This is a genomic window from Amaricoccus sp. (genome assembly GCF_017993425.1).
GTDB lineage: Bacteria > Pseudomonadota > Alphaproteobacteria > Rhodobacterales > Rhodobacteraceae > Amaricoccus.
The window spans coordinates 18,242-40,522 of sequence record NZ_JAGOMQ010000034.1 but is presented as its reverse complement, the minus strand read 5'-3'; the positions used below and the strand labels follow the sequence as shown (position 1 = coordinate 40,522).

The following is a 22,281-nucleotide window of genomic DNA, read 5'->3' as shown; positions in this document are numbered from 1 at the left end:
GAAGGATTGGCGCCGCATCGCGACCCGATACGACCGCTGCGCCCACACCTTCTTCTCTGCGATATGCCTCGCGGCAACCGTCCTGTTTTACTTGAGCAATGAGTCCTGACCCTATAATTCGAAATATTTTTCGCAAACATTTTGAATATAAACGGTGAAAATCACTGCACAGTCATCAGCGCCGCATTTCGCGGCGCCGTTCGACTCACTTCGAACTGGCGCCTTCTCCGCCCCGGCCGCTCCGCCCCGAGCAGGTTGACATGCGCATGTCAACCTGCGGGAGCCGTCGCGAGGCGAGACGGCGCCGTTGGTCGGCCCTTGCAGCCTCCGTCGTGTAGCGCGAACCCTCCGGCGACGTTCCGCTAACAATTACATGAAATCAACCTCTTAGCCAATTGCCAGGCGTGGACAGCCCGTTCGGGACGGCGTGGACCAAGCCTCCGCCTGCCCTCGCCGTCGCCGCCCGGCCGTGCTAAGCCCGGACCATGACCGAGACAGTCACACGGGGAATGGCGGCGACCGACCGGGCGACGCTCAGGGTCGGCGGGCCGGAGGCGCGCGACTTCCTGCAGGGGCTGGTCTCGAACGACGTGCGCCGGCTGGCGGAAGGCGCCGTCTACGCGGCGCTGCTGACGCCGCAGGGCAAGTACCTCTTCGACTTCTTCCTCATAGCCGACGGCGACGACGTGATCCTCGACGTCGCGGCCGCGCGCGCCGCAGCGCTGGCGCAGCGGCTGGCGATGTACCGGCTGCGGGCGAAGGTGACGATCGCGCCGGCCGGGCTGGAGGTCGCCGTCGGGCTCGGGCCCCTGCCCGCGGGCGGGCTCGTCGTCGCCGACCCGCGCGCGGCGGCGATGGGCTGGCGGGCCTACGTTGCCGACGCGGCCGCGTTCGTGGCCGGGATGGCGCCGCTCGATCCGGCGGAGATCGCGGCGCGGCGGGTGGCGCTCGGCGTGCCGGAGAGCGGGGTCGAGCTGGTCCCGGACGACAGCTACATCCTCGAGATGGGCTTCGAGCGGCTGAACGGCGTCGACTTCCGCAAGGGCTGCTATGTCGGGCAGGAGGTCACGGCGCGGATGAAGCACAAGACCGAGCTGCGCAAGGGCCTCGTCCGCGTCGCGGTGGCGGGCGACCCGCCGCCGCCGGGAACGGAGATCGCCGCGGGGGGCAAGCCCGCGGGGACGCTCTACACCACCGCCGGGGGCGAGGGCCTCGCCTATCTGCGCCTCGACCGGGCCGGCGGCGAGATGCGCGCCGGGGATGCGGTCGTCACGCTGCCCGAAGGAGCTTCGTGAGCGGCTCGAAGACGTTGGCGTTGCCGGCGACCACGCCGCCGCCGGCCAGCGGGTCGCCGCCCTCGGCGAGCGGGCCGGTCAGGCCGCCCGCCTCGCGCACGAGCAGCACGCCCGCGGCGAGGTCCCAGACGTTGAGGCCGCGCTCCCAGAACCCGTCGACCCGCCCCGCCGCCACATAGGCGAGGTCGAGCGCCGCCGAGCCCATGCGCCGCACCCCGGCCGAGACGCTCGCGACCGCGGCGATCTCGCGCAGGGCCGGCGGCAGGTCGGTGCGGGCGCCGAAGGGGATGCCGGTGGCGAAGATCATCTCCAGCATGTCCTTGCGCCCCGAGACGCGCAGGCGGCGGTCGTTCACGTAGGCGCCGGCGCCCTTCTCGGCGACGAACATCTCGTCCTTGGCCGGATCGTAGACCACCGCGGCGACGATCTCGCGCTTGTGCTCGAGCGCGATCGAGATCGACCAGTGCGGCATCCCGTGCAGGAAGTTGGTGGTGCCGTCGAGCGGATCGACGATCCAGCGCCGGGTCGGGTCGGCGCCCTTCACCTCGGCGCTCTCCTCGCCGACCCAGCCGTAGTTCGGCCGCGCCTCGGTCAGCTCCTCGCGGATCAGCTGCTCGGCGCGGGTGTCGGCGCGGCTGACGAAGTCGCCAGGTCCCTTGGAGGAGACCTGGAGGTTCTCCACCTCGCCGAAGTCGCGCAGGAGCGACCGGGCGGCCTTGCGGGCCGCCTTGATCATTACGTTCACGTTGGCGGACGCCTGCGCCATACCCTGCCCTCCCGCTCCGGCCCGCGCCCTATAGCGGGGCGCGGGCGCGGCAGGAAGGGGGGCGACTCAGCGGGAGCGGAACATCGCGTTGACGACCGCCTGGAAGGTCGGGAACTCCGAGGCGTCGATCACGCCGTCGTGGTTGAAGTCGGCCTTGTCGAAGGTGACGCGCTGCAGGCCGGGGATCAGCTGGCGGGCGCGGGTGAAGGTGAGCCCGTCCGGGCTGTAAGCCGCGCTGCGGAGCGCCGCCATGTTCGTCGGCCGCGCCTCGGCGGGGACGGCGAGCGTGGTGGCCGCGAGGATGGCGGCGAGGAGAAGGGCGCGCATGGGTTCGCTCCTGTTCGCTGGGCGATCACCGGCGGGCGGCGGGGCGCGGCGGCGCCGCGCGTTCGCTCGTCCCGGGCGATGCGATGGGGTTGGGCGCTCGCCCCCGCCTGCGCCTCGACGGGCGTCGCTTGCGGAGGCAGGGGTGGCAGGGGTGGCGGTACGAGCTGTCACATCGGGGTCTCCTTTGACAGGTCGCTGCGGGGCGCAGTGTAGGACCGCGGCGCGCCGGCGGAAAGGCGCAATGGCCCCTTGCGCTCCGGCGGCCGGCGGGAGGGCCGCGCCCTACGGCGCCGCGAGGGCGTCGAGGCCGGCCTGCGCGGCGGCGAGGGCGGCGAGGGCGGCGCGGTCGCGGGCGATGCGGGGGGCGGCCGCCGGGTCGGGGTCGCGGACCGCGCCGTCGCGCGCCATCGCCGCGCCGGCGGCGGCGAGGCCGGCGTGGAGGCCGGCGGCCGTGGCGGCGGCCATCGCCGTGCCGAGGAGGGTCGCGTCGGGCGCGGCGGATTCGACGATGCGCCGGCCGGTGGCGTCGGCGTAGAGCTCCATCAGCAGCGGGTTGCGGATATGGCCGCCGGCGACGTGGACGACGTCCGCTCCCTGGCCGTGGGCGACGAGATGGTCGAGGACGGCGGCGAGGCCGAGGGCGATGCCGACGCAGGCGCGCCAGTAGAGCCGGGCGAGCGCGTCGAAGGAGGCGTCGAGCGGCAGGCCGGCGACGGCGCCGAGCGCCTGCGGGTCCGGGTCCGGGCCGCGGCGGCCGTGGAAGTCGGGCAGGACGTGCAGGCGGGGGGCGAGGTCGGGCGTGGCGGCGCGGAGCTCGCGGACCCGGGCGATGACGCGGGCGTGGGTCTCGCGGCCGGGCTCGAGGCCGCGGAGCGCCAGCACGTGGTCGAGGAGCGCCCCCGAGGCGGACTGGCCCGCCTCGCGCATCCAGAGGCCGGGGAGCGCCACGTCGAGATAGGGCCCCCAGACGCCGGGGAGCGGCCGGGGCGTGGGGCCGAAGCCCATCAGGCAGGAGGAGGTGCCGGCGATGAGCGCGACCCGGCGCCCGGCCTCGGCCGGCGCGAGGCCCCCGAGGAGGCCGAGCGCGCCGGCATGGGCGTCGATCAGCCCGGCGGCGACGCGGGTGGCGGGGGTCAGGCCGAGGTCGCGGGCCGCGTCCGGCGTGAGCGGCCCGAGGTCGGCGCCGACCGCGGTGGCCGTCTCCGGCTGGCCGGTGCGGGCGCGCAGGTCGTCGAGGCCGACCGCGTCGAGGAAGTCCTGCGGCCAGCCCGCGGGCTCGTCGGCGAGGAAGCCCCACTTGCTGGCGAGGGTGCAGCGGGAGCGGGCGGTGGCGCCGGTGGCGCGCCAGGACAGGAAGTCGGCGAGGTCGAAGGCGAGGCCGGCGCGGGCCCAGGCGCCCGGCAGGCGGCGCTTCAGCCACATGAGCTTCGGGATCTGCATCTCCGGCGACAGCGTCCCGCCGGAGCGGGTCACGACGCGGTGGTCGAGGCGCGAGGCCTCCGCCGCCTCGGCGACGGCGCGGTGGTCGTGCCAGAGGATGGTGTCGCGGGAATCGTCGCCGGTCGTCGAGACGCCGAGCGGGCGGCCGGCGCGGTCGCGCAGCACGAGCGAGCAGGTGGCGTCGAAGGCGAGGCCGGCGACGTCCTCGGCGCGCGCCCCCGCCTCGGCCCGGGCGGCGCGCAGCGCCGCGGCGGCGGCGGCCCAGACCTGCTCGGAGGCGTGCTCGGCATGGCCGTCGGCGCTGCGGTGGATGTCGAGCGGCGCCTCGGCGCGGCCGAGGAGCCGCCCCGCGGCGTCGAGCACCCCGGCCCGCGCGCTGGCCGTGCCGACGTCGATGGCGGCGACGAGCGGCATTCAGGGGGCCGTCGCGCGCGGGGCCGGGACGCGGCCGGACGGATCGCCTGCCCTCGGGGCGGGGAGACGGCGAAGCCCGCGCGACGCGGCAGCGCGCCGCGAGCGCGACGGCCGGGCTGGCGGGACGCCGACGCGGCGCCCGGGTCCGGCCGGCGCAGCCGGGCGGAACCGCTCCGGGCGGGCGTGAGCGTCCGGGACCGGCCGGGAGGCTAACACACGTGTTAGGTAGGTCAACTCATTGAATTTACTGAATGATCCGGATCGCTCAGGCGACGAGGGCGGGGAGGTCGCGCATGTCGGCGAGGATCGCGTCGGGGCGGAGCGCGGCCACGCGGGCGCGGTGCTCCTCGGTCGACGCATGGCTCCCCCCGGTGAACGCCGCCACCCGCATCCCGGCGGCCTGCGCCGCGCGGATGCCCGCGGGGCTGTCCTCGACCACCCAGCAGGCCGAGGGAGCGTAGCCGAGGGCGGCGGCCGCGTGCAAGAAGAGGTCGGGCGCCGGCTTGCCGTGCGCGACCATGGTGGCGGAGAAGGCCCGGCCGGCGAAGCGGGGCCAGAGGCCGGTCACGGTCAGCGAGAGCTCGATCCGCTCCGGCTGCGACGAGGAGGCGACGCAGAAGCCGCAGGGCAGGCGGTCGAGCGCCTCGGCGATGTGGGGGATCGGCCTCAGCTCGGCGCGGAAGGCGGCGTAGAGCCGGGCGCGCATGTCGGCGAGCGCGGCGTCGGTCAGCTCGACGCCGAAGTCGGAGGCGAGGATCGCCCGGGTCGAGGCGAGGCTGCGGCCGAGGAAGCGGGCGTCCGCCTCCTCGTGGGTGATCGTCAGCCCGGCGCTGGCGAGGGTCTCGAGCAGCAGGCGGAAGGCGATCGGCTCGCTGTCGACGAGGACCCCGTCGCAGTCGAAGACGACGAGGCCCGTGGTCGTCCGCGCCGCCATCCGCGTCGCCATGCGGGCCCCCGTCCCCCGCCGGCCTCAGCCGGCGAGGTAGCGCTGCAGCGTGGCGGCGGCGCCGTCGGACCAGAGGGCGCGCAGCCAGCGGCCGAAGGGCTCGACGAACTCCGGCGCGTCCGCCGCGCGGCCGTAGATGTCGCGCATCTCGAGCCAGGCCGCCGGGTTGTCGCGGGCGGCGCGGGCGCGCTCCTGCAGGCGGTCCCAGCTCGGATCGTTTGGCTCGATCGTCTTGCCGCCCTCGGTCGTGCCCTCGCAGTAGCGCGCCCAGAGCGCGCTCTCGAGCGCCAGGCCCTCGACGGGCAGGCCGCGGTCGAGGCGGTCGAGGATCGAGGGGATGATGAACTTCGGCTGCCGGTTCGAGCCGTCGAGGCAGAGGCGGCGGATGGTGTCGCCGATCTTGGGGTTGAGGCAGCGCTCCTCGACCTTGGCGAAATAGGCGTGGAGGTCGGTCCCCGGCACCGGCGGCACGATCGGGATGATCTCGTCCTTCTCCACCTTCTGCAGGAAGGCGCGGACCAGCGGGTGCTCCATGCCCTCGTGGACGAAATGCACGTCCATCAGCCCGGCGGCATAGGCGATGATGGCGTGGCCGCCGTTGAGGATGCGGATCTTCATCATCTCCCACGGGGTGACGTCGGAGACGAACTCGGCCCCCGCCGCCTCGAAGGCGGGGCGGCCGGCGGTGAAGCTGTCCTCGACCACCCATTGCAGGAAGTCCTCGCAGAACACCGGCCAGGCGTCCTCGACGCCGAACTCGTCGCGGGTGATCGCGCGCTCGCGGTCGGAGGTCGCCGGGGCGATGCGGTCGACCATGGCGTTCGGGAAGGCGACCTCGGCGCGGACCCAGTCGGCGAAGGCCGGGTCCTGCGCGGCGGCGAGGCCGGCGACGGCTTCGCGGCAGACGTTGCCGTTATGCGGCACGTTGTCGCAGGACATCACCGTGAACGGCCCGCGCCCGGCGGCGCGGCGCGCGGCGAGGCCGGCGAGGATCAAGCCGAACACCGTCTTCGGGTCGCGCGGGCTCTTCGCGTCGGCGACGATGGCGGGGTTCGCCGGGTCGAACTTTCCGGTCGCCGGGTTCACGAAGTAGCCGCCCTCGGTGACGGTCAGCGAGACGATGCGGGTCGCCGGATCGGCGAGCGCCGCGACGATGGCGCCGCCGTCCATCGGCGGCAGGAAGTCGGTCATCACCCCGGTGACGCGCGCGGCCGAGACGGCCGCCGACTGCTCGACCACGGTCGAGAGCAGGTCCTGGCCCATCAGCGCGTCGCGCATCTTGACGTCGTAGGGGGTGACGCCGGCGCCGACGATGGCCCAGTCGCGGTCCTTCCCCTCGTTCATCAGCCGGTCGAGATAGACTTGGAGATGGGCGCGGTGGAAGTTGCCGACGCCGAAATGCAGGATGCCGGGCGACAGGTCGGCGCGGGCATAGGCGGGGCGGGCCACGCGGTCGAGCTTCGGCAGATTGTCGAGCGAGAGGGGCGTCGCGCGGGTGGTGGTCGCCATGGATGGGCCTCCTCAGATGGTGCGGAGCATGCCGCCGTCGACGTGGAAGGTGGAGCCGACCGCGTAGGACGCGCGGGGGGAGCAGAGGAACACCATGAAGTCGGCGAGCTCCTCGACCGTGCCGAAGCGGCGGATCGGCGCGTGCTCGTCGGCGACGGACTGGAGGTAGCCCTCCCAGTCGCCGCCCGTGCCGGCCGAGAGCTGCTTCGCCGTCTTGACCCAGTCCGGGGTGAGGATCAGCCCGGGGTTGACGGTGTTGACGCGGATGCCCTTCGGGATGAACTCGGTCGCCATGTTCTTGGAAAGCATCAGCAGCGCCGATTTCGTCACATTGTAGATCGGCTCGTACCAGAGCGGCTGCACGGCGCAGATCGAGGCGTTGTTGAGGATGGCGCCGCCGCCCTTCGCCTCCATCTGCGGCACGAGGCCGCGGGCGAGGCGGACGGCGGCCATGACGTGCAGCTCCCAGTAGGCCTGCCACTTGTCGTCCGGCGCCTCCATGATCGTCTCGTTCGAGCCGGTGCCGGCGTTGTTGACGAGGATGTCGGCGCCGCCGAGCGCGCGGGCGGCCTCGACGAGGCCGGCGCAGCCCTCGGCCGTCGCCACGTCGCAGGCGTGGCCGACGACGTCGACGCCGCTCTCGCGCGTCAGGTCGGCGGCGGCGGCCGTGGCGCGGGCGCCGTCGCGGGCGGCGATGAGCACGCGCGCGCCCTCGCGGGCGAAGGCGCGCGCGACGCCGAGGCCGATGCCGACGCTGCCGCCGGTCACCACCGCGAGCTTGCCGGAGAGGTCGAGATCCATGGGTCAGCTGGCTCCGTGGCGGCGGGACGGTCGGGCGGCGCCGGTCAGCTCATCCATTGGCCGCCATCGACGTTGTAGGTCTGGGCGAGGATGTAGTCGGCCTCCTTCGACGCCAGGAACACCGCCATGCCGGTCAGGTCCTCGGGCGTGGCGAAGCGGCCGGCGGGGACGCCGGCGGCGACCTCGGCCTTCTTCTGGCCGGGCTTCTTGCCCTCGAGCTTGGCGAACATGGAATCGACATGCTCCCAGTGCTCGCCGTCGACGACGCCGGGCGCGATGGCGTTCACGTTGATGCCGTGCTGGATCAGGTTCAGGCCCGCCGACTGGGTCAGCGAGATCACCGCGGCCTTGGTGGCGCAGTAGACGGCGACGAGGCTCTCGCCGCGGCGGCCGGCTTGCGAGGCCATGTTGATGATCTTGCCGCCCCTGCCCTGCCTGATCATCTGCCGGGCCGCCGCCTGCATGGTGAAGAGCGTGCCGGCGACGTTGACCGAGAAGAGCCTGTCGTAGCTCTGGCGGGTGATGTCGGCGATGTTGTCGGCGTCGAAGAGCGCGGCATTGTTGACGAGGATGTCGAGGCCGCCGGCGCGCTCCGCCACCGCGGCGATGGCCGCGTCGATGGAGGCCTGGCTGGTGACGTCGAGCTTCACCGCGTAGGCCGCGGGGCCGATCTCGGCGGCGGTGGCCTCGGCGCGCTCCAGCGCGACGTCGCCGATCGCCACGGTCGCGCCCTCGGCGACGTAGGCCTTGGCGAAGGCGGCGCCGATGCCGCGCGCGGCGCCGGTGATGAGCGCGGACTTGCCTTGCAGTCTCATGGTGTTCTGTCCCGTGATTTCAGTAGATCGCGAGGCCGTTCGCGTCGAAGCGGTGGATCTTCGAGGGGTCGGGCGTCAGCCAGACCTCGTCGCCGTGATGGACCGGGACCTCGCCGGAGGCGCGGACGTTGAGGGTGCCGAGGCCCTCGGTGTGGACATGGACGAAGGTGTCGGCGCCCAGATGCTCGGCGACGCCGACCTTGCCCTTCCAGACGCCCTCGACGGGCTGGCGCGAGACGGCGATGTGCTCGGGGCGCACGCCGATCGTCTTGCAGGCGTAGCGGGTCGTCGCCTCGGGGCCGGTGACGAAGTTCATCGTCGGCGAGCCGATGAAGCCGGCGACGAAGAGGTTCTTCGGACGGCGGTAGAGCTCGAGGGGGCTGCCCACCTGCTCGATGTTGCCGGCGTTGAGGACGACGATCTTGTCGGCCATCGTCATCGCCTCGACCTGGTCGTGGGTGACGTAGATCATCGTCTTGCCGAGCGACTGGTGCAGCTCGGAGATCTCGAGCCGCATCGTGCCGCGGAGCGCGGCGTCGAGGTTGGAGAGCGGCTCGTCGAAGAGGAAGGCCGCCGGCTGGCGCACGATGGCGCGGCCGATCGCCACGCGCTGGCGCTGGCCGCCGGAGAGCTGGCCGGGGCGGCGCTCCAGGTAGTTGGTGAGGTTCAGGATGCGGGCGGCGTTGGCCACCTTCTTGTCGATGGTCGCCTGGTCCTCGCCGGCCATCTTGAGCGGGAAGGCGATGTTCTTGCCGACCGTCATGTGCGGATAGAGGGCGTAGGACTGGAAGACCATGGCGAGCTGGCGCTTGGCCGGGGCCTCGTTGGTCACGTCGCGGCCGTCGATCATGATCTTGCCGGAGGTGGTGTCCTCGAGCCCGGCGATCAGGCGCAGGAGCGTCGACTTGCCGCAGCCGGAGGGGCCGACGAAGACCACGAACTCGCCGTCCTCGATGTCGAGGTCGAGCTTCGGGATGATGACGGTGGCGCCGAAGGACTTGTTGACGTCGCGGAGCTGGATGTTGCCCATGGGTCTGTTCCCTTACTTCACGGCGCCGAAGGTCAGGCCGCGGACGAGCTGCTTCTGGCTGAACCAGCCCATGATGAGGATGGGAGCGATCGCCATCACCGAGGCCGCCGAGAGCTTGGCCCAGAAGAGGCCCTGCGGGCTGGAGAAGCTCGCGATGAAGGCGGTCAGCGGCGCTGCGTTGGTGGTGGTGAGCAGGATCGTCCAGAACGACTCGTTCCAGGCGAGGATGATGTTGAGGAGCAGCGTCGAGGCGATGCCCGGCACCGCCATCGGCGTCAGCACGTTCCAGATCTCGCCCCAGAGCGTGGCGCCGTCCATGCGCGCCGCCTCGAGGATCTCGCCGGGGATCTCGCGGAAGTAGGTGTAGAGCATCCAGATGATGATCGGCAGGTTGATCAGCATCAGCACGATGGTGATGCCGATATGGGTGTCGAGGAGCCCCATCCAGATGAAGAGCAGGTAGATCGGCACCAGCACCGCCGCCGCCGGCATCATCTTGGTGGAGAGCATCCACATCAGCACGTCCTTGGTCCGCTTCGTCGGCGAGAAGGCCATCGCCCAGGCGGCGGGGATGCCGACGATCAGGCCGAGAACCGTGGATCCGACGGCGATGATCACCGAGTTCATGAACGGCTTGAAGTAGTTCTGCTGGGTCTGGACGGCGTGGTAGGCCTCCAGCGTGAAGGACGGGAAGAGCGTGAAGCCGCTGATCGCCTCCTGCTCCGTCCGGAGCGAGGTGATGATCGTGTAGAGGATCGGGAAGAAGATGATCAGGGCCACGACCCAGGCGGCGATCGTGTAGCCGACGCGGGTGCGGGTGGGGACGGCGCGGGCCATGTCGCTCTCCTCAGTCCAGGTTCTTGCCGACGGCGCGCATCAGGAAGATCGCGACGATGTTGGCGAGCACGACCGCGACGATGCCGCCCGCCGCCGCGCCGCCGACGTCGTTCGAGAGACGCGCCGCGCGGTAGATCAGGAACGGCAGGTTGGTCGAGGCGTAGCCCGGGCCGCCGTTGGTGGTGACGAGGATCTCGGCGTAGACCCCGAGCAGGAAGATCGTCTGGATCAGCACCACGATGGTGATGGCGCGGGCCATGTGCGGCAGCGTCAGGTGCCAGAAGCGGCTCCAGATCCCGGCGCCGTCCATCTCGGCCGCCTCCTTCTGCTCGCCGTCGAGCGATTGCAGCGAGGTGAGCAGGATCAGCGTCGCGAAGGGCAGCCATTGCCAGGCGACGATGACGATGATCGAGGCGAGCGGATAGGAGGCGAACCAGTCGACCGGTTGCAGCCCGAGGAAGCGGGCGATGTCGGCGGTGACGCCGTAGCCGGGGTGGAGGATCATGTTCTTCCACACCAGCGCCGCGACGGGCGGCATGACGAAGAACGGGGAGATGACGAGGATGCGCACCACCCCCTGCCCGAAGATCGGCTGGTCGATCAGGATCGCGATGGCGATCCCGAGGCAGACGGTGATCGCCAGCACGCCGACGACGATGGCGAGCGTGTTGCGGATCGCCTGCCAGAAGGCCGGGTCGGTCAGGAAGTACTGGTAGTTCTCGAACCCGGCCCAGCCGCCGGCGGCGGGATTGAGCAGGTTGTAGTAGCGGAACGAGAAATACACCGTCATCGTGAGCGGCACGATCATCCAGATCAGCAGAAGGACGATCGCGGGCAGGCGCATCAGGCGCGCGATGCCTTCGGTCTGTCGGGTGGCCATGACGTCTCCCCCTGGGGTCGGCCGCTCGGGAACGGCGGCTCTTGCGAGGTCGGGAAGGGGCCGCCCGGACCGGTGCGGGACCGGCCGGGCGGCAGAGGCGCCGGGAGGAAGGGCGCCTTACTTGTAGCCGGCGCGCCGCATCTCGCGCTCGGTCACCGACTGCGCCTGCGCGAGCGCGTCGTCGACGCTCGACTGGCCGGCGAGGACCGCGGAGAACAGCTGGCCGACATTGGTGCCGATCGACTGGAACTCCGGGATCGCGACGAACTGGCCGCCGATATAGGGCACCGGCTTCACCGTCGGCTTGGTGATGTCGGCCGCGTCCATCGCCGCCTTGGCCTCGTCGGCGAAGCCCGCCGCGTCGAGGTAGTTCTGGTTCTCGTAGAGCGAGGTGCGGGTGCCCGGGGGCACGTTCGCCCAGCCCTCCTTCGAGGCGACGAGCTCGGTATAGGCCTTGTCGGTCGCCCACTGGATGAAGGTCTTGGCCGCCTCGGCGTTCTTCGAGCTGGTCGGGATCGCGAGGTTCCACGACCACAGCCAGTTGCCGTGGTTGTCGACGCCGTCCTTGTGCGGGTAGATCGTGTAGGCGACCTTGTCGGCGACGGTCGACTGCTTGGGATCGGACACGAACGAGCCGGCGGAGGTGGCGTCGATCCACATGCCGCACTTGCCCTGCTGGAAGAGCGTCAGGTTCTCGTTGAAGCCGTTGGACGAGGCGCCCTGCGGGCCTGCGTCCTTCATCAGGTCGGCGTAGAACTGCAGCGCGTCCTTCCACTCGGGGCTGTCGAACTGCGGCTTCCACTGCTCGTCGAACCAGCTCGCGCCGAAGGAGTTCGCCATCGAGCTGATCAGCGCCATGTTCTCGCCCCAGCCGGCCTTGCCGCGCAGGCAGATGCCGTTGACGCCCGTCGAGCGGTCGGTGATCTTGCGCGCCGCCTCGCCGATGAACTCCCAGGTCGGGTCCGCGGGCATGGTGAGCCCGGCCGCCTCGAAGAGGTCGGTGCGATACATCAGGAAGGCGCTCTCGCCGTAGAACGGCGCGGCGAAGAGCTTGCCGTCGACGGTCAGGCCGCCACGGATCGCCGGCAGCATGTCGTCGACGTCGTAGGCGGCGTCGAACTCGAGCGGCACCAGCCAGCCCTGCTTGCCCCAGATCGGCACCTCGTAGTTGCCGATGGTCAGGATGTCGTACTGGCCGCCGCCGGTGGCGATGTCGGTGGTCACCCGCTCGCGCAGGATGTTCTCCTCGAGCGTGACCCAGTTCACCGTGATGTCCGGATGCGCCTCGGTGAACGCCGAGGTCAGGCCCTGCATCCGGATCATGTCGCCGTTGTTGACCGTCGCGATCGTGATCGTCTGCGCCTGCGCCGCCACGGCGAGCCCGAGGACGGACGCCGCCCCCAGAAGTAGGGTGATCGTTCTCATGATTCCTCCGGTTGGTCTGCCCTTCATGGGCATTTGCTATCGTTGTGGGCAATTACTCATGCACGGCGGCGAGTCTGTCAAGCAGATCCTTAACGCGGTCCGCGTCGCGGGCGTCCGGAAAATCGCTCATGCGAGCAGGGCCTCCGCCGTGGCCTCGTCCGTGACGACGGCGTTGGCGAGGCCGCCGCGCAGCGCGGCGCGCAGCGGCGCGATCTTGCGGGGTCCCTTGGCGATCGCGAAGACGGTGGCGCGGTCGCGCGGCGGGATCGGAGCGCTGGCCACCCGGCGGTTGACCCCGTCGGTGAGGAGCCGCCCTTCCCCGTCGAAGGCCCAGCCGCAGATCTCGCCCTCCGCCCCCGCCGCCTTCAGCGCGTAGAGGTCCTCGCGGCCGAGGAAGCCGTCGACGAAGAGCGGCGCCGCGTCGTCCATCTCGCCGACCCCGATGAAGGCGACGTCGGCCGCCGCGGCGAGCTCGAGCGTCGAGCGGATCAGCGCCAGTCCGTGCATGACCGCCCGCTCCTCCTCGGAGGCGAGAAACACCGGAAGCGGCAGGGGAAAGCGCCGCGCCGTCACCGCTTCCGCCATGGAGAACACCACGTTGTAGTACGCGGCCGATCCGTCGGGGCCGATGCTCCCGGTGAGCGACACGACGCGGTGCTGCGGGCAGGAGATCGGCGGCAGGTGCTCGACCACCGACTTCAGCGTCCGCCCGCTGCCGATGCCGACCACCAGCGGATCCGGCCGGCCGAGCCAGCGCATCATCTCCGCGGCGCCGGCCTCGCCGATGCCGGCGAGGCCGGCGGCGTCGTCCGGGTCGGTGGGGACCACCTCGGCCCCGCGCAACCCGTAGCGCTCGCGCAGCCGCGCGCCGAGCTCGAGGCAGCGGGCGATCGGGTGGTCCATCCAGACCTTGACGAGGCGCGCCTCGACGGCGAGGGACACCAGCCGCTGCGCCGCCTGGCGCGAGATGCCCATCTGCGCCGCCACCTCGTCCTGGGTCCGCCCGGCGATGTAGTAGAGCCAGCCGGCGCGGGCGGCGTCGTCGAGGCGGTCGGTGGCGGCGCGGGCTCGCGACATGAGGTCGCCCCTTCGGTCATTCGCCCGCAGAATGAACAAACGCCCGCGAAACGCAAGCGCATCGCTCCGGGGGTCGCCGTGCGTCGCGCGACGCGACCTATCCGGATCGCGAGCGGCGCGCGCGCGGATCGACGCCCACCACCAGCGCGGCGGCGATCCCGTCGCGGCGCATCTCGACGTCGGCGAGGGTGGCGGAGCCGCCGGCGGCGGCGATGCGGTCGTTGGCGTTGAAGGTGGTCGGCCGGCCGCCGCGGCCGTCGTAGGGCGCGACCTCGGCGTAGACCCGGCGGCTCAGCGCGTCGGGGAAGAAGAGCTGGCTGGTCAGCACGCGGCCGCCGTCGAGCCGCGCCTTGAAGTGGATGTGCGGGGCCCGTCCGGGATACCAGCCGGGATAGAGCGTGCGGAACCGCGCCACCCCGTCGGCGCCGGCGGGCTGCGCGCCGCGCAGGAAGGTGGTCCCCGGGCGCTGGCCGACGCCCGAATAGGCCCCGAGCGCGTCGCATTGCCAGATCTCGACCCGGGCGCCGGGGATGGGCGCGCAGTCGGCGTCGACCACCTGCAGGGCGAGCTCGACCGGCAGGCCGGGCAGGCCCTCGGTCACGTCGGCGCGGTCGAGGCGCGGGTCGAGGTAGAACGGCCCCTCGGTCAGCTCCGGCGTCGCCCGGCAGACCTCCGCGGCGATCAGCCCGGGCGCGCGCGCCGCCCGCGCCGCGGCCCAGGGACCGGCGGGCGCGGCCAGGGCGGCCCAGGGGGCCGCGGGGGCGAGCGCGAGGGCGGCGAGGAGGCGGCGGCGGAACGGCCGGGCGGGAGGGTCGTCGCGGGTCATTCCCCTACCCTGCCCCGCTCGCGGGCGTTCGCGGCCTCACGATCGCGCGACGCGGGCCGGCGCGGCCCGGGCAAAGGTTAATTCTTCGCGTGAATGAACGTTCATTCTCGTGTATAGGGGCCGAGTCGCGCGCGGCTCGCGCGGCGGCGCGGGGGACGGGGTTTGGAAGAGGCAGGGAGCGATCCGCGGGCGCTGGGGATACTCGACAGCGTCAAGGCGATCTTCGCCAGCAAGGGCTTCGACGGGGCGTCGATGCAGGACCTCGCGCGCGCCGCCGGCATGAGCGCGGGCAACTTCTACCGCTACTTCCCGTCGAAGAGCGCGATCATCGAGGCGATGGTCGAGCGCGAGCTCGACGAGGTGCGGGCCAAGTTCCGCGCCATCCTGCGCTCGCCCGACCCGCTCGCCACCTTCCGCGCCACCGTCGCCGAGCGCATCGCCTGCGGCGACGTCTGCGACGCGGCGATGTGGGCCGAGATCGAGGCGGCGGCCACCCGCAGGCCCGAGTTCGCCGCCCTCCTCGACCGCGTCGAGGACGAGATCGTGCGCAGCCTCGTCGCGGTCTTCGCCCGCATCGGCGGACTGAGCGAGGCCGCGGCGGCCGCCCGGTTCGGCGCCCATGCCGGGCTGGTGCTGATGCTCGTGCAGAGCGTGTCGCTGCGCTGCGGCGCGCGCCGGGCGCCGGGCGCCAACGACGAGATGGTCGCGCTGGTCGAGCGCACCATCTCCTTCATCCTGTCCGAGGTCCTCCTCGCCGGCCGGCCGGCCGAAGCGGCCGCCGCATCCTGAGAACGCGCATGCGCCTGATCCTTCTCCCCGCGCTCCTCCTCCTCGCGCTCGCCCCGGCCGCCCGGGCGAGCGACGACGCCGCCCCCGCCCTCGCCGAGGCCGGCGCGCCCGCGATCACCGTCTCCACGGTCGCGACCGCCCACCTCGTCGACCGCGTGCGCGGCTCCGGCATGATCGGCCCCGTCGAGCAGGTGCTGGTCTCCCCGCAGATCGAGGGCCAGGCCATCGAGTCGATCGAGGTCGAGGTCGGCGACTGGGTCGAGGCCGGCCAGGTGATGGCCCGGCTCTCCGACGCGGCGCTCCAGCTCCAGCACAGCCAGCTCGAGGCGAGCCGCGCCACCGCCGAGGCGACGATCGCGCAAGGCGAGGCGCAGCTCGCCGAGGCCGAGGCGCTGCGCGACGAGGCGCTGCGCGACCGCGACCGCGCGGTCAGCCTCGCCGCCCGCGGCGCCGCCTCGGGCGCGGCCGCCGACACCGCCCGCTCGACCGCGGCGGCGGCGGCGGCGCGGATGAACGCCGCGGCGCAGGGGCTGAACGCGGCCCGCGCCCAGCTCCGCCTCGTCGACGCCCAGCTCGCCGACATCGACCTCCAGCTCCGCCGCACCGCCGTCGCGGCGCCGGTCGCCGGCCGGGTCACCGAGCGCGACGCCACCATCGGCGCCATCGCCAGCATGGCCGGCGAGCCGCTCTTCGCCATCGTGCGCGACGGCGCGCTCGAGCTCCGCGCCGACGTCGCCGAGCAGGACCTGCTGAAGCTCGCCCCCGGCCAGAAGGCGCAGCTCGGCATCGTCGGCCTCGCCGGGCCAGTCGGCGGCGAGATCCGCCTCGTCGAGCCGACGGTGAACGAGACCTCGCGCCTCGGCCGCGTCCGCATCGCCATCGACGATTCCGCCCGCGTCCGCTCCGGCATGTTCGCGGACGCCGAGATCCGCGTCCGCGAGGCCGAGGCGCTCGCCGTGCCGATCTCGGCGGTGAACGACGGCGCGGTGCTGCGCGTCACGGGCGACGTGCTCGAGAGCGCCCGGATCGTCACGGGCATCCGCGACGGCGGCCTCGTCGAGGTGGTCGACGGCCTCGCCGCCGGCGACGTGGTGGTGACCAAGGCCGGGGCCTTCGTGCGGCCCGGCGACCGGATCAACCCGGTGCCGGCCGCCGCGACGGCCGCGCCCACGGCGGAGGCGCGGCCGTGAACTTCTCCGCCTGGGCGATCCGCAAGCCGATCGCGCCCCTCCTCGCCTTCGCGATGCTGCTGCTCCTCGGCTGGCAGAGCTTCAACACGCTGCCGATCACCCGCTTCCCCAACATCGACGTGCCGCTCGTCGCCGTCACCGTCGCGCAGGAGGGCGCGGCGCCCGCCGAGCTGGAGACCCAGGTCACCAAGGAGATCGAGGACGCCGTCGCCGGCATCGCCGGCGTCAAGAACGTCAACTCCACGATCAGCGACGGCATGTCGCAGACGCTGATCGAGTTCCGCATGGAGGTCCCGACCGACCAGGCGGTGCAGGACGTCAAGGACGCCATCGACCAGATCGTCGGCGACCTGCCCGGCGACATCGAGGCGCCGACGGTCACCCGCATCGACGTCGAGGGCCAGGCGATCCTCACCTTCGCGGTCTCCTCGCCCGACATGTCGATCGAGGAGCTGTCGTGGTTCGTCGACGACACCATCTCGCGGGCGCTGCAGGGCAGGCCCGGCATCGGCCGGATCGACCGCTACGGCGGCGCCGACCGCGAGATCCGCATCGAGCTAGACCCGGCCCGGCTCGACAGCTACGGCATCACCGCGGCGATGGTGAACGCCCAGCTCCGCGAGACCAACGCCAACCTCGGCGCCGGCCGCGGCAAGGTCGGCGGCCAGGAGCAGGCGATCCGCGCCCTCGGCGACGCCGCCTCCGCCGACAGCCTCGCGGACACGACCATCGCGCTGCCCTCGGGCCGCTTCGTCCGGCTCGGCGACCTCGGCGAGGTGATCGACACCTACGAGGAGCCGCGCTCCTTCGTCCGCGTCGACGGCAAGCCTGTGGTCACCTTCGCGGTCTTCCGCGCCAAGGGCGCGAGCGAGGTCTCCGTCGCCGAGACGGTCAACGCGACGCTCGCCGACCTGCGCGCCGCGCATCCCGAGGTGTCGATCACGCTCGCCGACGACACGGTGTTCTACACCTACGGCAACTACGAGGCGGCGCTGCACACGCTCTTCGAGGGCGCGCTCCTCGCCGTGCTCGTCGTGCTCCTCTTCCTGCGCAACTGGCGGGCGACGCTGATCACCGCGGTGGCGCTGCCGCTCTCGGCGATCCCGACCTTCTGGCTGATGGACCTGCTCGGGTTCTCGCTCAACCTCGTGAGCTTCCTCGCCATCACGCTCGCCACCGGCATCCTCGTCGACGACGCCATCGTCGAGATCGAGAACATCTCGCGCCATATCCGCATGGGCAAGACCCCCTACCGCGCCGCGGTCGAGGCGGCCGACGAGATCGGCCTCGCCGTCATCGCCACGACGATGACCATCGTCGCGGTGTTCGTCCCCGTGTCGTTCATGCCCGGCATCCCCGGCCAGTACTTCCGCCAGTTCGGCCTCACCGTCGCCATCGCGGTGATCTTCTCGCTGCTGGTCGCGCGCCTCATCACGCCGATGATGGCGGCCTACCTGATGCGCGACAGCGACGCCGCCGACCATGGCGAGCCGAAGGACGGGCCGTTCATGCGCGCCTACCTCTGGCTGGTGCGCACCACGCTCCGGGCGCGCTACCTGACGCTCCTCGCCGCCATCGGCGTCCTCGCGGTGTCGCTGTTCTTCATGCTGCGCATCCCGGGCAGCTTCATCCCGCCGGAGGACGTCTCGCGCATCCCGATCAGCGTCGAGCTGCCGCCCGGCGCGACGCTCGCCGAGACCGAGGTCGCCGTCGACCGGGTGCGCGAGCTCGTCGGCGGCGTCGAGGGGGTCGACAGCGTCTTCGTCCTCGGCGGCGCCTCGCCGACCGGCGACCTCGACGTGCGCCGCGCCTCGGTCACCGCGCTCCTCGAGAAGCTCGACCACTCGATCCTGCGCAAGCTCGCCTCCGGCCTGCGCGACATTCCCGTCCTCGGCGCCCTCGTGCCCGAGATCGCGCCGCACGGCCGCCTGCGCCCGCAGAGCCAGATCGAGGCGGAGATCTTCGACAAGCTCGCCACGGTGCCCGACATCCGCGCCTTCAAGCTCAACGACCGCGGCGAGCGCGACCTCTCCTTCAGCGTGCTCTCCTCCGACGAGGCGAGCCTCGCCGAGGCGGTCGGCCGGCTCGAGGCGGCGCTGCGCGGCGATCCGCTCCTCGCCGACGTCGCCTCCGAGGGCGCCCTGCCCCGCCCGGAGATCCAGGTCACTCCCCGCCTCGCCGAGGCGGCCCGGCTCGGGGTGACCACCCGGCAGATCGCCGAGACGGTGCGGGTCGCCACCATCGGCGACATCGACGCGGCGCTCGCCAAGGTCTCGGTCGACGACCGGCTGATCCCGGTGCGGGTGCAGCTCTCCGAGGACGTCCGCACCGACATCGGCCGCATCGCGGCGCTGAAGGTCACCACCGCCTCCGGCGCGACCGTGCCGCTCAACGCGGTGGCCGACGTGGTGGTCGCCGAGGGCCCGAACAGCATCGAGCGGCTGAACCGCCAGCGCCTCGCCACCATCGGCGCGAACCTGCCTCCCGGCGTCGCGCTCGGCACCGCCTCGGCGCGGTTCAACGAGCTGACCCGCGCGGTCGAGCTCCCCCCCGGCGTGCGCATCGCCGAGGCGGGCGACGCCGAGATCCAGGCCGAGATGCAGCAATCCTTCGGCAACGCGATGGTCATGGGCCTGATGCTGGTGCTGACGGTGCTGATCCTCTTGTTCCACAGCGTGATCCAGCCCTTCACCATCCTGTTCTCGCTGCCGCTGGCGCTCGGCGGCGTGGCGGCGGCGCTGATCGTGACCGGCAACGCCATCTCGATGCCGGTGCTGATCGGCTTCCTGATGCTGATGGGCATCGTGACGAAGAACGCCATCCTGCTCGTCGACTTCGCCATCGAGATGCGGGCGCAGGGCATGGACCGGGTGACCGCGCTGATCGAGGCCGGCCACAAGCGGGCGCGCCCCATCGTGATGACCTCTATCGCCATGTCGGCGGGGATGCTGCCCTCGGCGCTCGGCGTCGGCGAGGGCGGCGCCTTCCGCGCCCCGATGGCGATCGCGGTGATCGGCGGCATCATCGTCTCGACGCTGCTCAGCCTCGTGGTGGTGCCGTCGTTCTTCCTGATCATGGACGACCTGCAGCGGCTGCTCGCCCGGGTCTTCGGCCGCTTCGTCGGCCGCAAGGAGCCCGATCCGGAGACGCGGTCGCCCGAGGAGGTCGCCGCCGCGCTCACCGCCAGCGAGAGCGAGATCGACGCCCTGCGCCAGCGCATCGACCGCCTGGAGAACCCGCCCCCCGGCGGCCGCAGCGGCCTGCACGTGGCCTGACGCCGACCACGCCGGCCGCCGGCGCGGCGAAGGCGGCGCTTTCGCCCGTCGCGCCGATGCCTCGCGGGCGGTCAGAGCCGGCAAGGGTCCAGCCCGCGTCACGCGGGCCTCGTGACCCCCTGCGCGACGGTGAAGCCGAAGCCCGCCCGGAACCAGGTCGCGACGCCGACGCCAGACGGATTTGACCCGCGGCAAATCCGTCCGCGATCGCCCCTGCGGGGGGCGAGCGCGTTGCCGCGCTCGCCGGGGCGATCACGGACGGATTGCGCGCTTCCGGAGAAATCTTCACCCCTGACGGCTTCCGCGCGCAACCGCGCTCCAGCCGTCGGCGCGGCGAAAGCCGTGCTTTCGCTTGTCGCGCCGGGCCTCGCGGGCAAGCCCGCTTCGGTCGCTCGGGGCCGCGTGGATCCGGCAGGGCAGGCGTCGTGCAATGTGGTCACGCGCCAGACTGCACGACAGTGGAGAGAAACCCCGGTCGGGAGAGTGCGGGACGGCGCCGCCAGACGGATTTGACCCGTGGCAAATCCGTCCGCGATCGCCCCTCGGGGGGCGAGCGCGATTCCGCGCTCGCCGGGGCGCTCACGGACGGATTGCGCGCGACGGAAAAATCTGGACCCCCTACGGCTTACGCGCCAACGCGCTCCAGCCGTCGGCGCGGCGAAAGCAATGCTTTCGCTTGTCGCGCCGCAGCCTCGCGGGCAGAGCCCGCTTCGGTCGGGGGGAGCGACGCGGCCTCGGGCGGCGACCGGCTCCTGTCGTGCAGTCTGGTCACGCGGGTAATCTCCCATTTACCCCTACGTAGAATCAATGGCTTACGCAATTTTCACGCGTGAACAGCCTCGGCTCGCGGCCGGCTCGCCCGTCCGCCCTCAGCCGGCCATCGCGCTCCAGCACGGCAGCAGGTCGCCCGGGGCCGGGGTCGCCGCGTGGACGCCGCGGGCGATCGCCCGGGCGAGGCACAGCGCGGCGGCGTGGCCGAGCTCGGCGCGGCGGCGGGGATGGACCTCGCCGGGGGCGCCCGTCGCCACGGCGAAGACGAGGTCGCCGTCGCTGATCGAGTGCGACGGCACCAGCGCCCGGGCGATGCCGTCCTGCGCCGCCTCGGCCATCCGCCGCGCCGCCGCCTTGTCGAGCCCGGCGTCGGTCGCGACGATGGCGATCGTGGTGTTGCCGGCGTGGAAGCCCGGGCCCGGCTTGCCCGGCGGCATCCCCGGCGCGACGCGCCGGCCCGCAGGCCCGAGCCCGCCGAACTCGTCGCCGATCTCGAAGACCCCCGCCCAGAACTCCCGCCCGCCCGGCACCACCGCCTCGCCCATGGCGTTGACCGCGACGAGCGCCCCCACCGTCTCGCCGGTCGCGAGCCGCAGCGACGCCGAGCCGAGCCCGCCCTTGAGGCGCGCCGTCATCGCCCCCGTCCCCGCCCCGACGGAGCCGAGCGCGAAATCCTCCGCCGCGGCGGCCAGCGCCGCGGCCCCGAGGCCGCGATAGGGGTTGACCGCCCAGGCCTTGTCGCCGCCGTTCGCAAGGTCGAAGAGGATCGCCGCCGGCACGATCGGCACCCGATGCCCCCCGGCCGGATAGCCGCGCCCCGCCGCGGCCAGCGCGTCCGCCACGCCGGAGCCCGCGTCGAGCCCGAAGGCCGAGCCGCCGGCGAGCACGATCGCGTCGACCGCCTCGACCAGCAGCCCCGGCGCGAGCAGGTCGGTCTCCCGCGTCCCCGGCGCGCCGCCCATCACGTGGACGGCCGCGGTGAACGGCCGATCCGCCGTCAGCACCGTCGCCCCGGACTTCAGCCGCGCCTCGGCGGCGTTGCCCACCCGCAGCGGGGCCACGTCGGTGATCAGGTTGCGCGGGCCCGGGACCATGGGGACCATCGCCTCAGATGCACCGCCCGCCGTCGACCTCGAGCGCCACGCCGGTCAGCATCGAGGCCTCGTCCGAGCACAGGAACGCCGCCGCGTGGCCGAGATCCTGCGGCGTCGAGAACCGGCCGAGCGGGATCGTCGCGAGGAACTTCGCCCGCATCTCCGGGGTGTCCTCGCCGAGGAAGCTCTTGAGGAGCGGCGTCTCGCCCGCCACCGGGCAGAGCGCGTTGACCCGCAGCCCGAAGGGCGCGAGCTCCACCGCCATCGCCTTGGTGGCGGTGATCATCCAGCCCTTCGAGGCGTTGTACCAGCTGAGCCGCGGCCGCGGGCTCAGCCCCGCCGTCGAGGCGATGTTGAGGATCGCCCCCCGCCCCCGCGCCTTCATCTCCGGCACCACCCGGCGGGCCGTCAGGTAGACCGACTTGGCGTTCACCCGCAGCACCCGGTCGAACTCGTCCTCGGCGACGTCCTCGAGCGGCGTCGGCAGGTGGGTCACCCCGGCGTTGTTCACCAGGATGTCGAGCGGCCCGAGCGCGCCGAGCGCCGTCGAGATCATGTGCCCGACGCTGTCGCCGTCCGAAACGTCGGCCACCACGAACTGCGCGTCCAGCACGCAGGCCATCGCCTCGACCGCCTCGGCGTTGACGTCGGCGATCATCACCGCCGCGCCCTCGGCGCGGAACGCCCGCGCGATCCCCGCCCCGAACCCCGAGGCGCCGCCCGTCACCAGCGCGGTCCTGCCTTCCAGCCGCACGAGCCGCCTCCCGATCCGAA

The 22,281-nt window shown here is 72.5% G+C and carries 19 protein-coding genes; 4 read left to right on the top strand and 15 right to left on the bottom strand.

Features of this window, described 5'->3' with window-relative positions; translation table 11 throughout:
* Positions 1 to 485: 485 nt before the first annotated feature.
* Entirely contained in the window at positions 486 to 1,295 is an 810-nt protein-coding gene (locus tag KBB57_RS15370; protein WP_290751933.1) for a folate-binding protein, read from the top strand.
* Here the strand turns inward: KBB57_RS15370 and KBB57_RS15365 are convergent.
* From KBB57_RS15365 to KBB57_RS15305, 13 genes are all read right to left on the bottom strand, one after another.
* Positions 1,270 to 2,061: an inositol monophosphatase family protein gene (locus KBB57_RS15365; protein WP_290751930.1), complete on the bottom strand. Its 792-nt coding sequence runs from the start codon at positions 2,059 to 2,061 to the stop codon at positions 1,270 to 1,272. The two genes, KBB57_RS15370 and KBB57_RS15365, sit on opposite strands and share 26 nt — an antisense overlap.
* 66 nt (positions 2,062 to 2,127) lie before the next feature.
* Complete coding sequence (locus tag KBB57_RS15360; protein ID WP_290751928.1) at positions 2,128 to 2,388, bottom strand: EF-hand domain-containing protein; 261 nt, start codon at positions 2,386 to 2,388, stop codon at positions 2,128 to 2,130.
* A gap of 282 nt (positions 2,389 to 2,670) precedes the next feature.
* On the bottom strand, positions 2,671 to 4,242 hold the full coding sequence (locus KBB57_RS15355) for an FGGY-family carbohydrate kinase (RefSeq protein ID WP_290751925.1): 1,572 nt from the start codon (positions 4,240 to 4,242) through the stop codon (positions 2,671 to 2,673).
* A gap of 265 nt (positions 4,243 to 4,507) precedes the next feature.
* On the bottom strand, positions 4,508 to 5,188 hold the full coding sequence (locus tag KBB57_RS15350; RefSeq protein WP_290751922.1) for an HAD family phosphatase: 681 nt from the start codon (positions 5,186 to 5,188) through the stop codon (positions 4,508 to 4,510).
* Positions 5,189 to 5,212: 24 nt separating this feature from the next.
* On the bottom strand, positions 5,213 to 6,697 hold the full coding sequence (locus KBB57_RS15345) for a mannitol dehydrogenase family protein (protein WP_290751920.1): 1,485 nt from the start codon (positions 6,695 to 6,697) through the stop codon (positions 5,213 to 5,215).
* Positions 6,698 to 6,709: 12 nt separating this feature from the next.
* Complete coding sequence (locus tag KBB57_RS15340) at positions 6,710 to 7,498, bottom strand: SDR family oxidoreductase (RefSeq protein ID WP_290751918.1); 789 nt, start codon at positions 7,496 to 7,498, stop codon at positions 6,710 to 6,712.
* A 44-nt stretch (positions 7,499 to 7,542) separates the two neighbouring features.
* Positions 7,543 to 8,313: an L-iditol 2-dehydrogenase gene (locus KBB57_RS15335; RefSeq protein ID WP_290751916.1), complete on the bottom strand. Its 771-nt coding sequence runs from the start codon at positions 8,311 to 8,313 to the stop codon at positions 7,543 to 7,545.
* 19 nt (positions 8,314 to 8,332) lie between these two features.
* Complete coding sequence (locus tag KBB57_RS15330) at positions 8,333 to 9,343, bottom strand: ABC transporter ATP-binding protein (protein WP_290751915.1); 1,011 nt, start codon at positions 9,341 to 9,343, stop codon at positions 8,333 to 8,335.
* 12 nt (positions 9,344 to 9,355) lie between these two features.
* Positions 9,356 to 10,180: a carbohydrate ABC transporter permease gene (locus tag KBB57_RS15325; RefSeq protein ID WP_290751913.1), complete on the bottom strand. Its 825-nt coding sequence runs from the start codon at positions 10,178 to 10,180 to the stop codon at positions 9,356 to 9,358.
* 10 nt (positions 10,181 to 10,190) lie between these two features.
* The gene (locus KBB57_RS15320) at positions 10,191 to 11,060 is read right to left on the bottom strand and encodes a carbohydrate ABC transporter permease (protein ID WP_290751910.1); all 870 of its coding nucleotides are present in this window, start codon (positions 11,058 to 11,060) and stop codon (positions 10,191 to 10,193) included.
* Positions 11,061 to 11,177: 117 nt separating this feature from the next.
* Complete coding sequence (locus KBB57_RS15315) at positions 11,178 to 12,485, bottom strand: sugar ABC transporter substrate-binding protein (protein ID WP_290751907.1); 1,308 nt, start codon at positions 12,483 to 12,485, stop codon at positions 11,178 to 11,180.
* A 126-nt stretch (positions 12,486 to 12,611) separates the two neighbouring features.
* Positions 12,612 to 13,562 carry a sugar-binding transcriptional regulator gene (locus KBB57_RS15310; RefSeq protein WP_290751904.1) on the bottom strand — a complete coding sequence of 317 codons (951 nt, stop codon included), beginning with the start codon at positions 13,560 to 13,562 and terminating at the stop codon, positions 12,612 to 12,614.
* 97 nt (positions 13,563 to 13,659) lie between these two features.
* The gene (locus tag KBB57_RS15305; RefSeq protein ID WP_290751901.1) at positions 13,660 to 14,388 is read right to left on the bottom strand and encodes an intradiol ring-cleavage dioxygenase; all 729 of its coding nucleotides are present in this window, start codon (positions 14,386 to 14,388) and stop codon (positions 13,660 to 13,662) included.
* A gap of 162 nt (positions 14,389 to 14,550) precedes the next feature.
* On the opposite strand from KBB57_RS15305, the gene KBB57_RS15300 reads away from it, so the two are divergent.
* From KBB57_RS15300 to KBB57_RS15290, 3 genes are read left to right on the top strand one after another with little or no spacing between them, the layout of a single operon-like run.
* Positions 14,551 to 15,177, top strand: coding sequence for a TetR/AcrR family transcriptional regulator (locus KBB57_RS15300; protein ID WP_290751899.1), 627 nt, complete (start codon positions 14,551 to 14,553; stop codon positions 15,175 to 15,177).
* Positions 15,178 to 15,185: 8 nt separating this feature from the next.
* Entirely contained in the window at positions 15,186 to 16,367 is a 1,182-nt protein-coding gene (locus KBB57_RS15295; protein ID WP_290751897.1) for an efflux RND transporter periplasmic adaptor subunit, read from the top strand.
* On the top strand, positions 16,364 to 19,642 hold the full coding sequence (locus KBB57_RS15290) for an efflux RND transporter permease subunit (protein WP_290751895.1): 3,279 nt from the start codon (positions 16,364 to 16,366) through the stop codon (positions 19,640 to 19,642). The genes KBB57_RS15295 and KBB57_RS15290 overlap by 4 nt, the downstream gene beginning before the upstream one ends.
* Before the next feature lie 869 nt (positions 19,643 to 20,511).
* Here the strand turns inward: KBB57_RS15290 and KBB57_RS15285 are convergent.
* Entirely contained in the window at positions 20,512 to 21,507 is a 996-nt protein-coding gene (locus KBB57_RS15285; RefSeq protein ID WP_290751893.1) for a P1 family peptidase, read from the bottom strand.
* A 13-nt stretch (positions 21,508 to 21,520) separates the two neighbouring features.
* The gene (locus KBB57_RS15280; protein ID WP_290751891.1) at positions 21,521 to 22,261 is read right to left on the bottom strand and encodes a glucose 1-dehydrogenase; all 741 of its coding nucleotides are present in this window, start codon (positions 22,259 to 22,261) and stop codon (positions 21,521 to 21,523) included.
* Positions 22,262 to 22,281: the final 20 nt, after the last annotated feature.

Bases quoted from the DNA above. Each gene is read 5' to 3' on its own strand.
- KBB57_RS15330 (WP_290751915.1), bottom strand. From the start codon at position 9,343: ATGGGCAACATCCAGCTCCGCGACGTCAACAAGTCCTTCGGCGCCACC.
- KBB57_RS15285 (WP_290751893.1), bottom strand. From the start codon at position 21,507: ATGGTCCCGGGCCCGCGCAACCTGATCACCGACGTGGCCCCGCTGCGG.
- KBB57_RS15340 (WP_290751918.1), bottom strand. From the start codon at position 7,498: ATGGATCTCGACCTCTCCGGCAAGCTCGCGGTGGTGACCGGCGGCAGC.
- KBB57_RS15355 (WP_290751925.1), bottom strand. From the start codon at position 4,242: ATGCCGCTCGTCGCCGCCATCGACGTCGGCACGGCCAGCGCGCGGGCC.
- KBB57_RS15320 (WP_290751910.1), bottom strand. From the start codon at position 11,060: ATGGCCACCCGACAGACCGAAGGCATCGCGCGCCTGATGCGCCTGCCC.
- KBB57_RS15360 (WP_290751928.1), bottom strand. From the start codon at position 2,388: ATGCGCGCCCTTCTCCTCGCCGCCATCCTCGCGGCCACCACGCTCGCC.
- KBB57_RS15295 (WP_290751897.1), top strand. From the start codon at position 15,186: ATGCGCCTGATCCTTCTCCCCGCGCTCCTCCTCCTCGCGCTCGCCCCG.
- KBB57_RS15335 (WP_290751916.1), bottom strand. From the start codon at position 8,313: ATGAGACTGCAAGGCAAGTCCGCGCTCATCACCGGCGCCGCGCGCGGC.
- KBB57_RS15315 (WP_290751907.1), bottom strand. From the start codon at position 12,485: ATGAGAACGATCACCCTACTTCTGGGGGCGGCGTCCGTCCTCGGGCTC.
- KBB57_RS15305 (WP_290751901.1), bottom strand. From the start codon at position 14,388: ATGACCCGCGACGACCCTCCCGCCCGGCCGTTCCGCCGCCGCCTCCTC.
- KBB57_RS15345 (WP_290751920.1), bottom strand. From the start codon at position 6,697: ATGGCGACCACCACCCGCGCGACGCCCCTCTCGCTCGACAATCTGCCG.
- KBB57_RS15370 (WP_290751933.1), top strand. From the start codon at position 486: ATGACCGAGACAGTCACACGGGGAATGGCGGCGACCGACCGGGCGACG.
- KBB57_RS15350 (WP_290751922.1), bottom strand. From the start codon at position 5,188: ATGGCGACGCGGATGGCGGCGCGGACGACCACGGGCCTCGTCGTCTTC.
- KBB57_RS15310 (WP_290751904.1), bottom strand. From the start codon at position 13,562: ATGTCGCGAGCCCGCGCCGCCACCGACCGCCTCGACGACGCCGCCCGC.
- KBB57_RS15325 (WP_290751913.1), bottom strand. From the start codon at position 10,180: ATGGCCCGCGCCGTCCCCACCCGCACCCGCGTCGGCTACACGATCGCC.
- KBB57_RS15365 (WP_290751930.1), bottom strand. From the start codon at position 2,061: ATGGCGCAGGCGTCCGCCAACGTGAACGTAATGATCAAGGCGGCCCGC.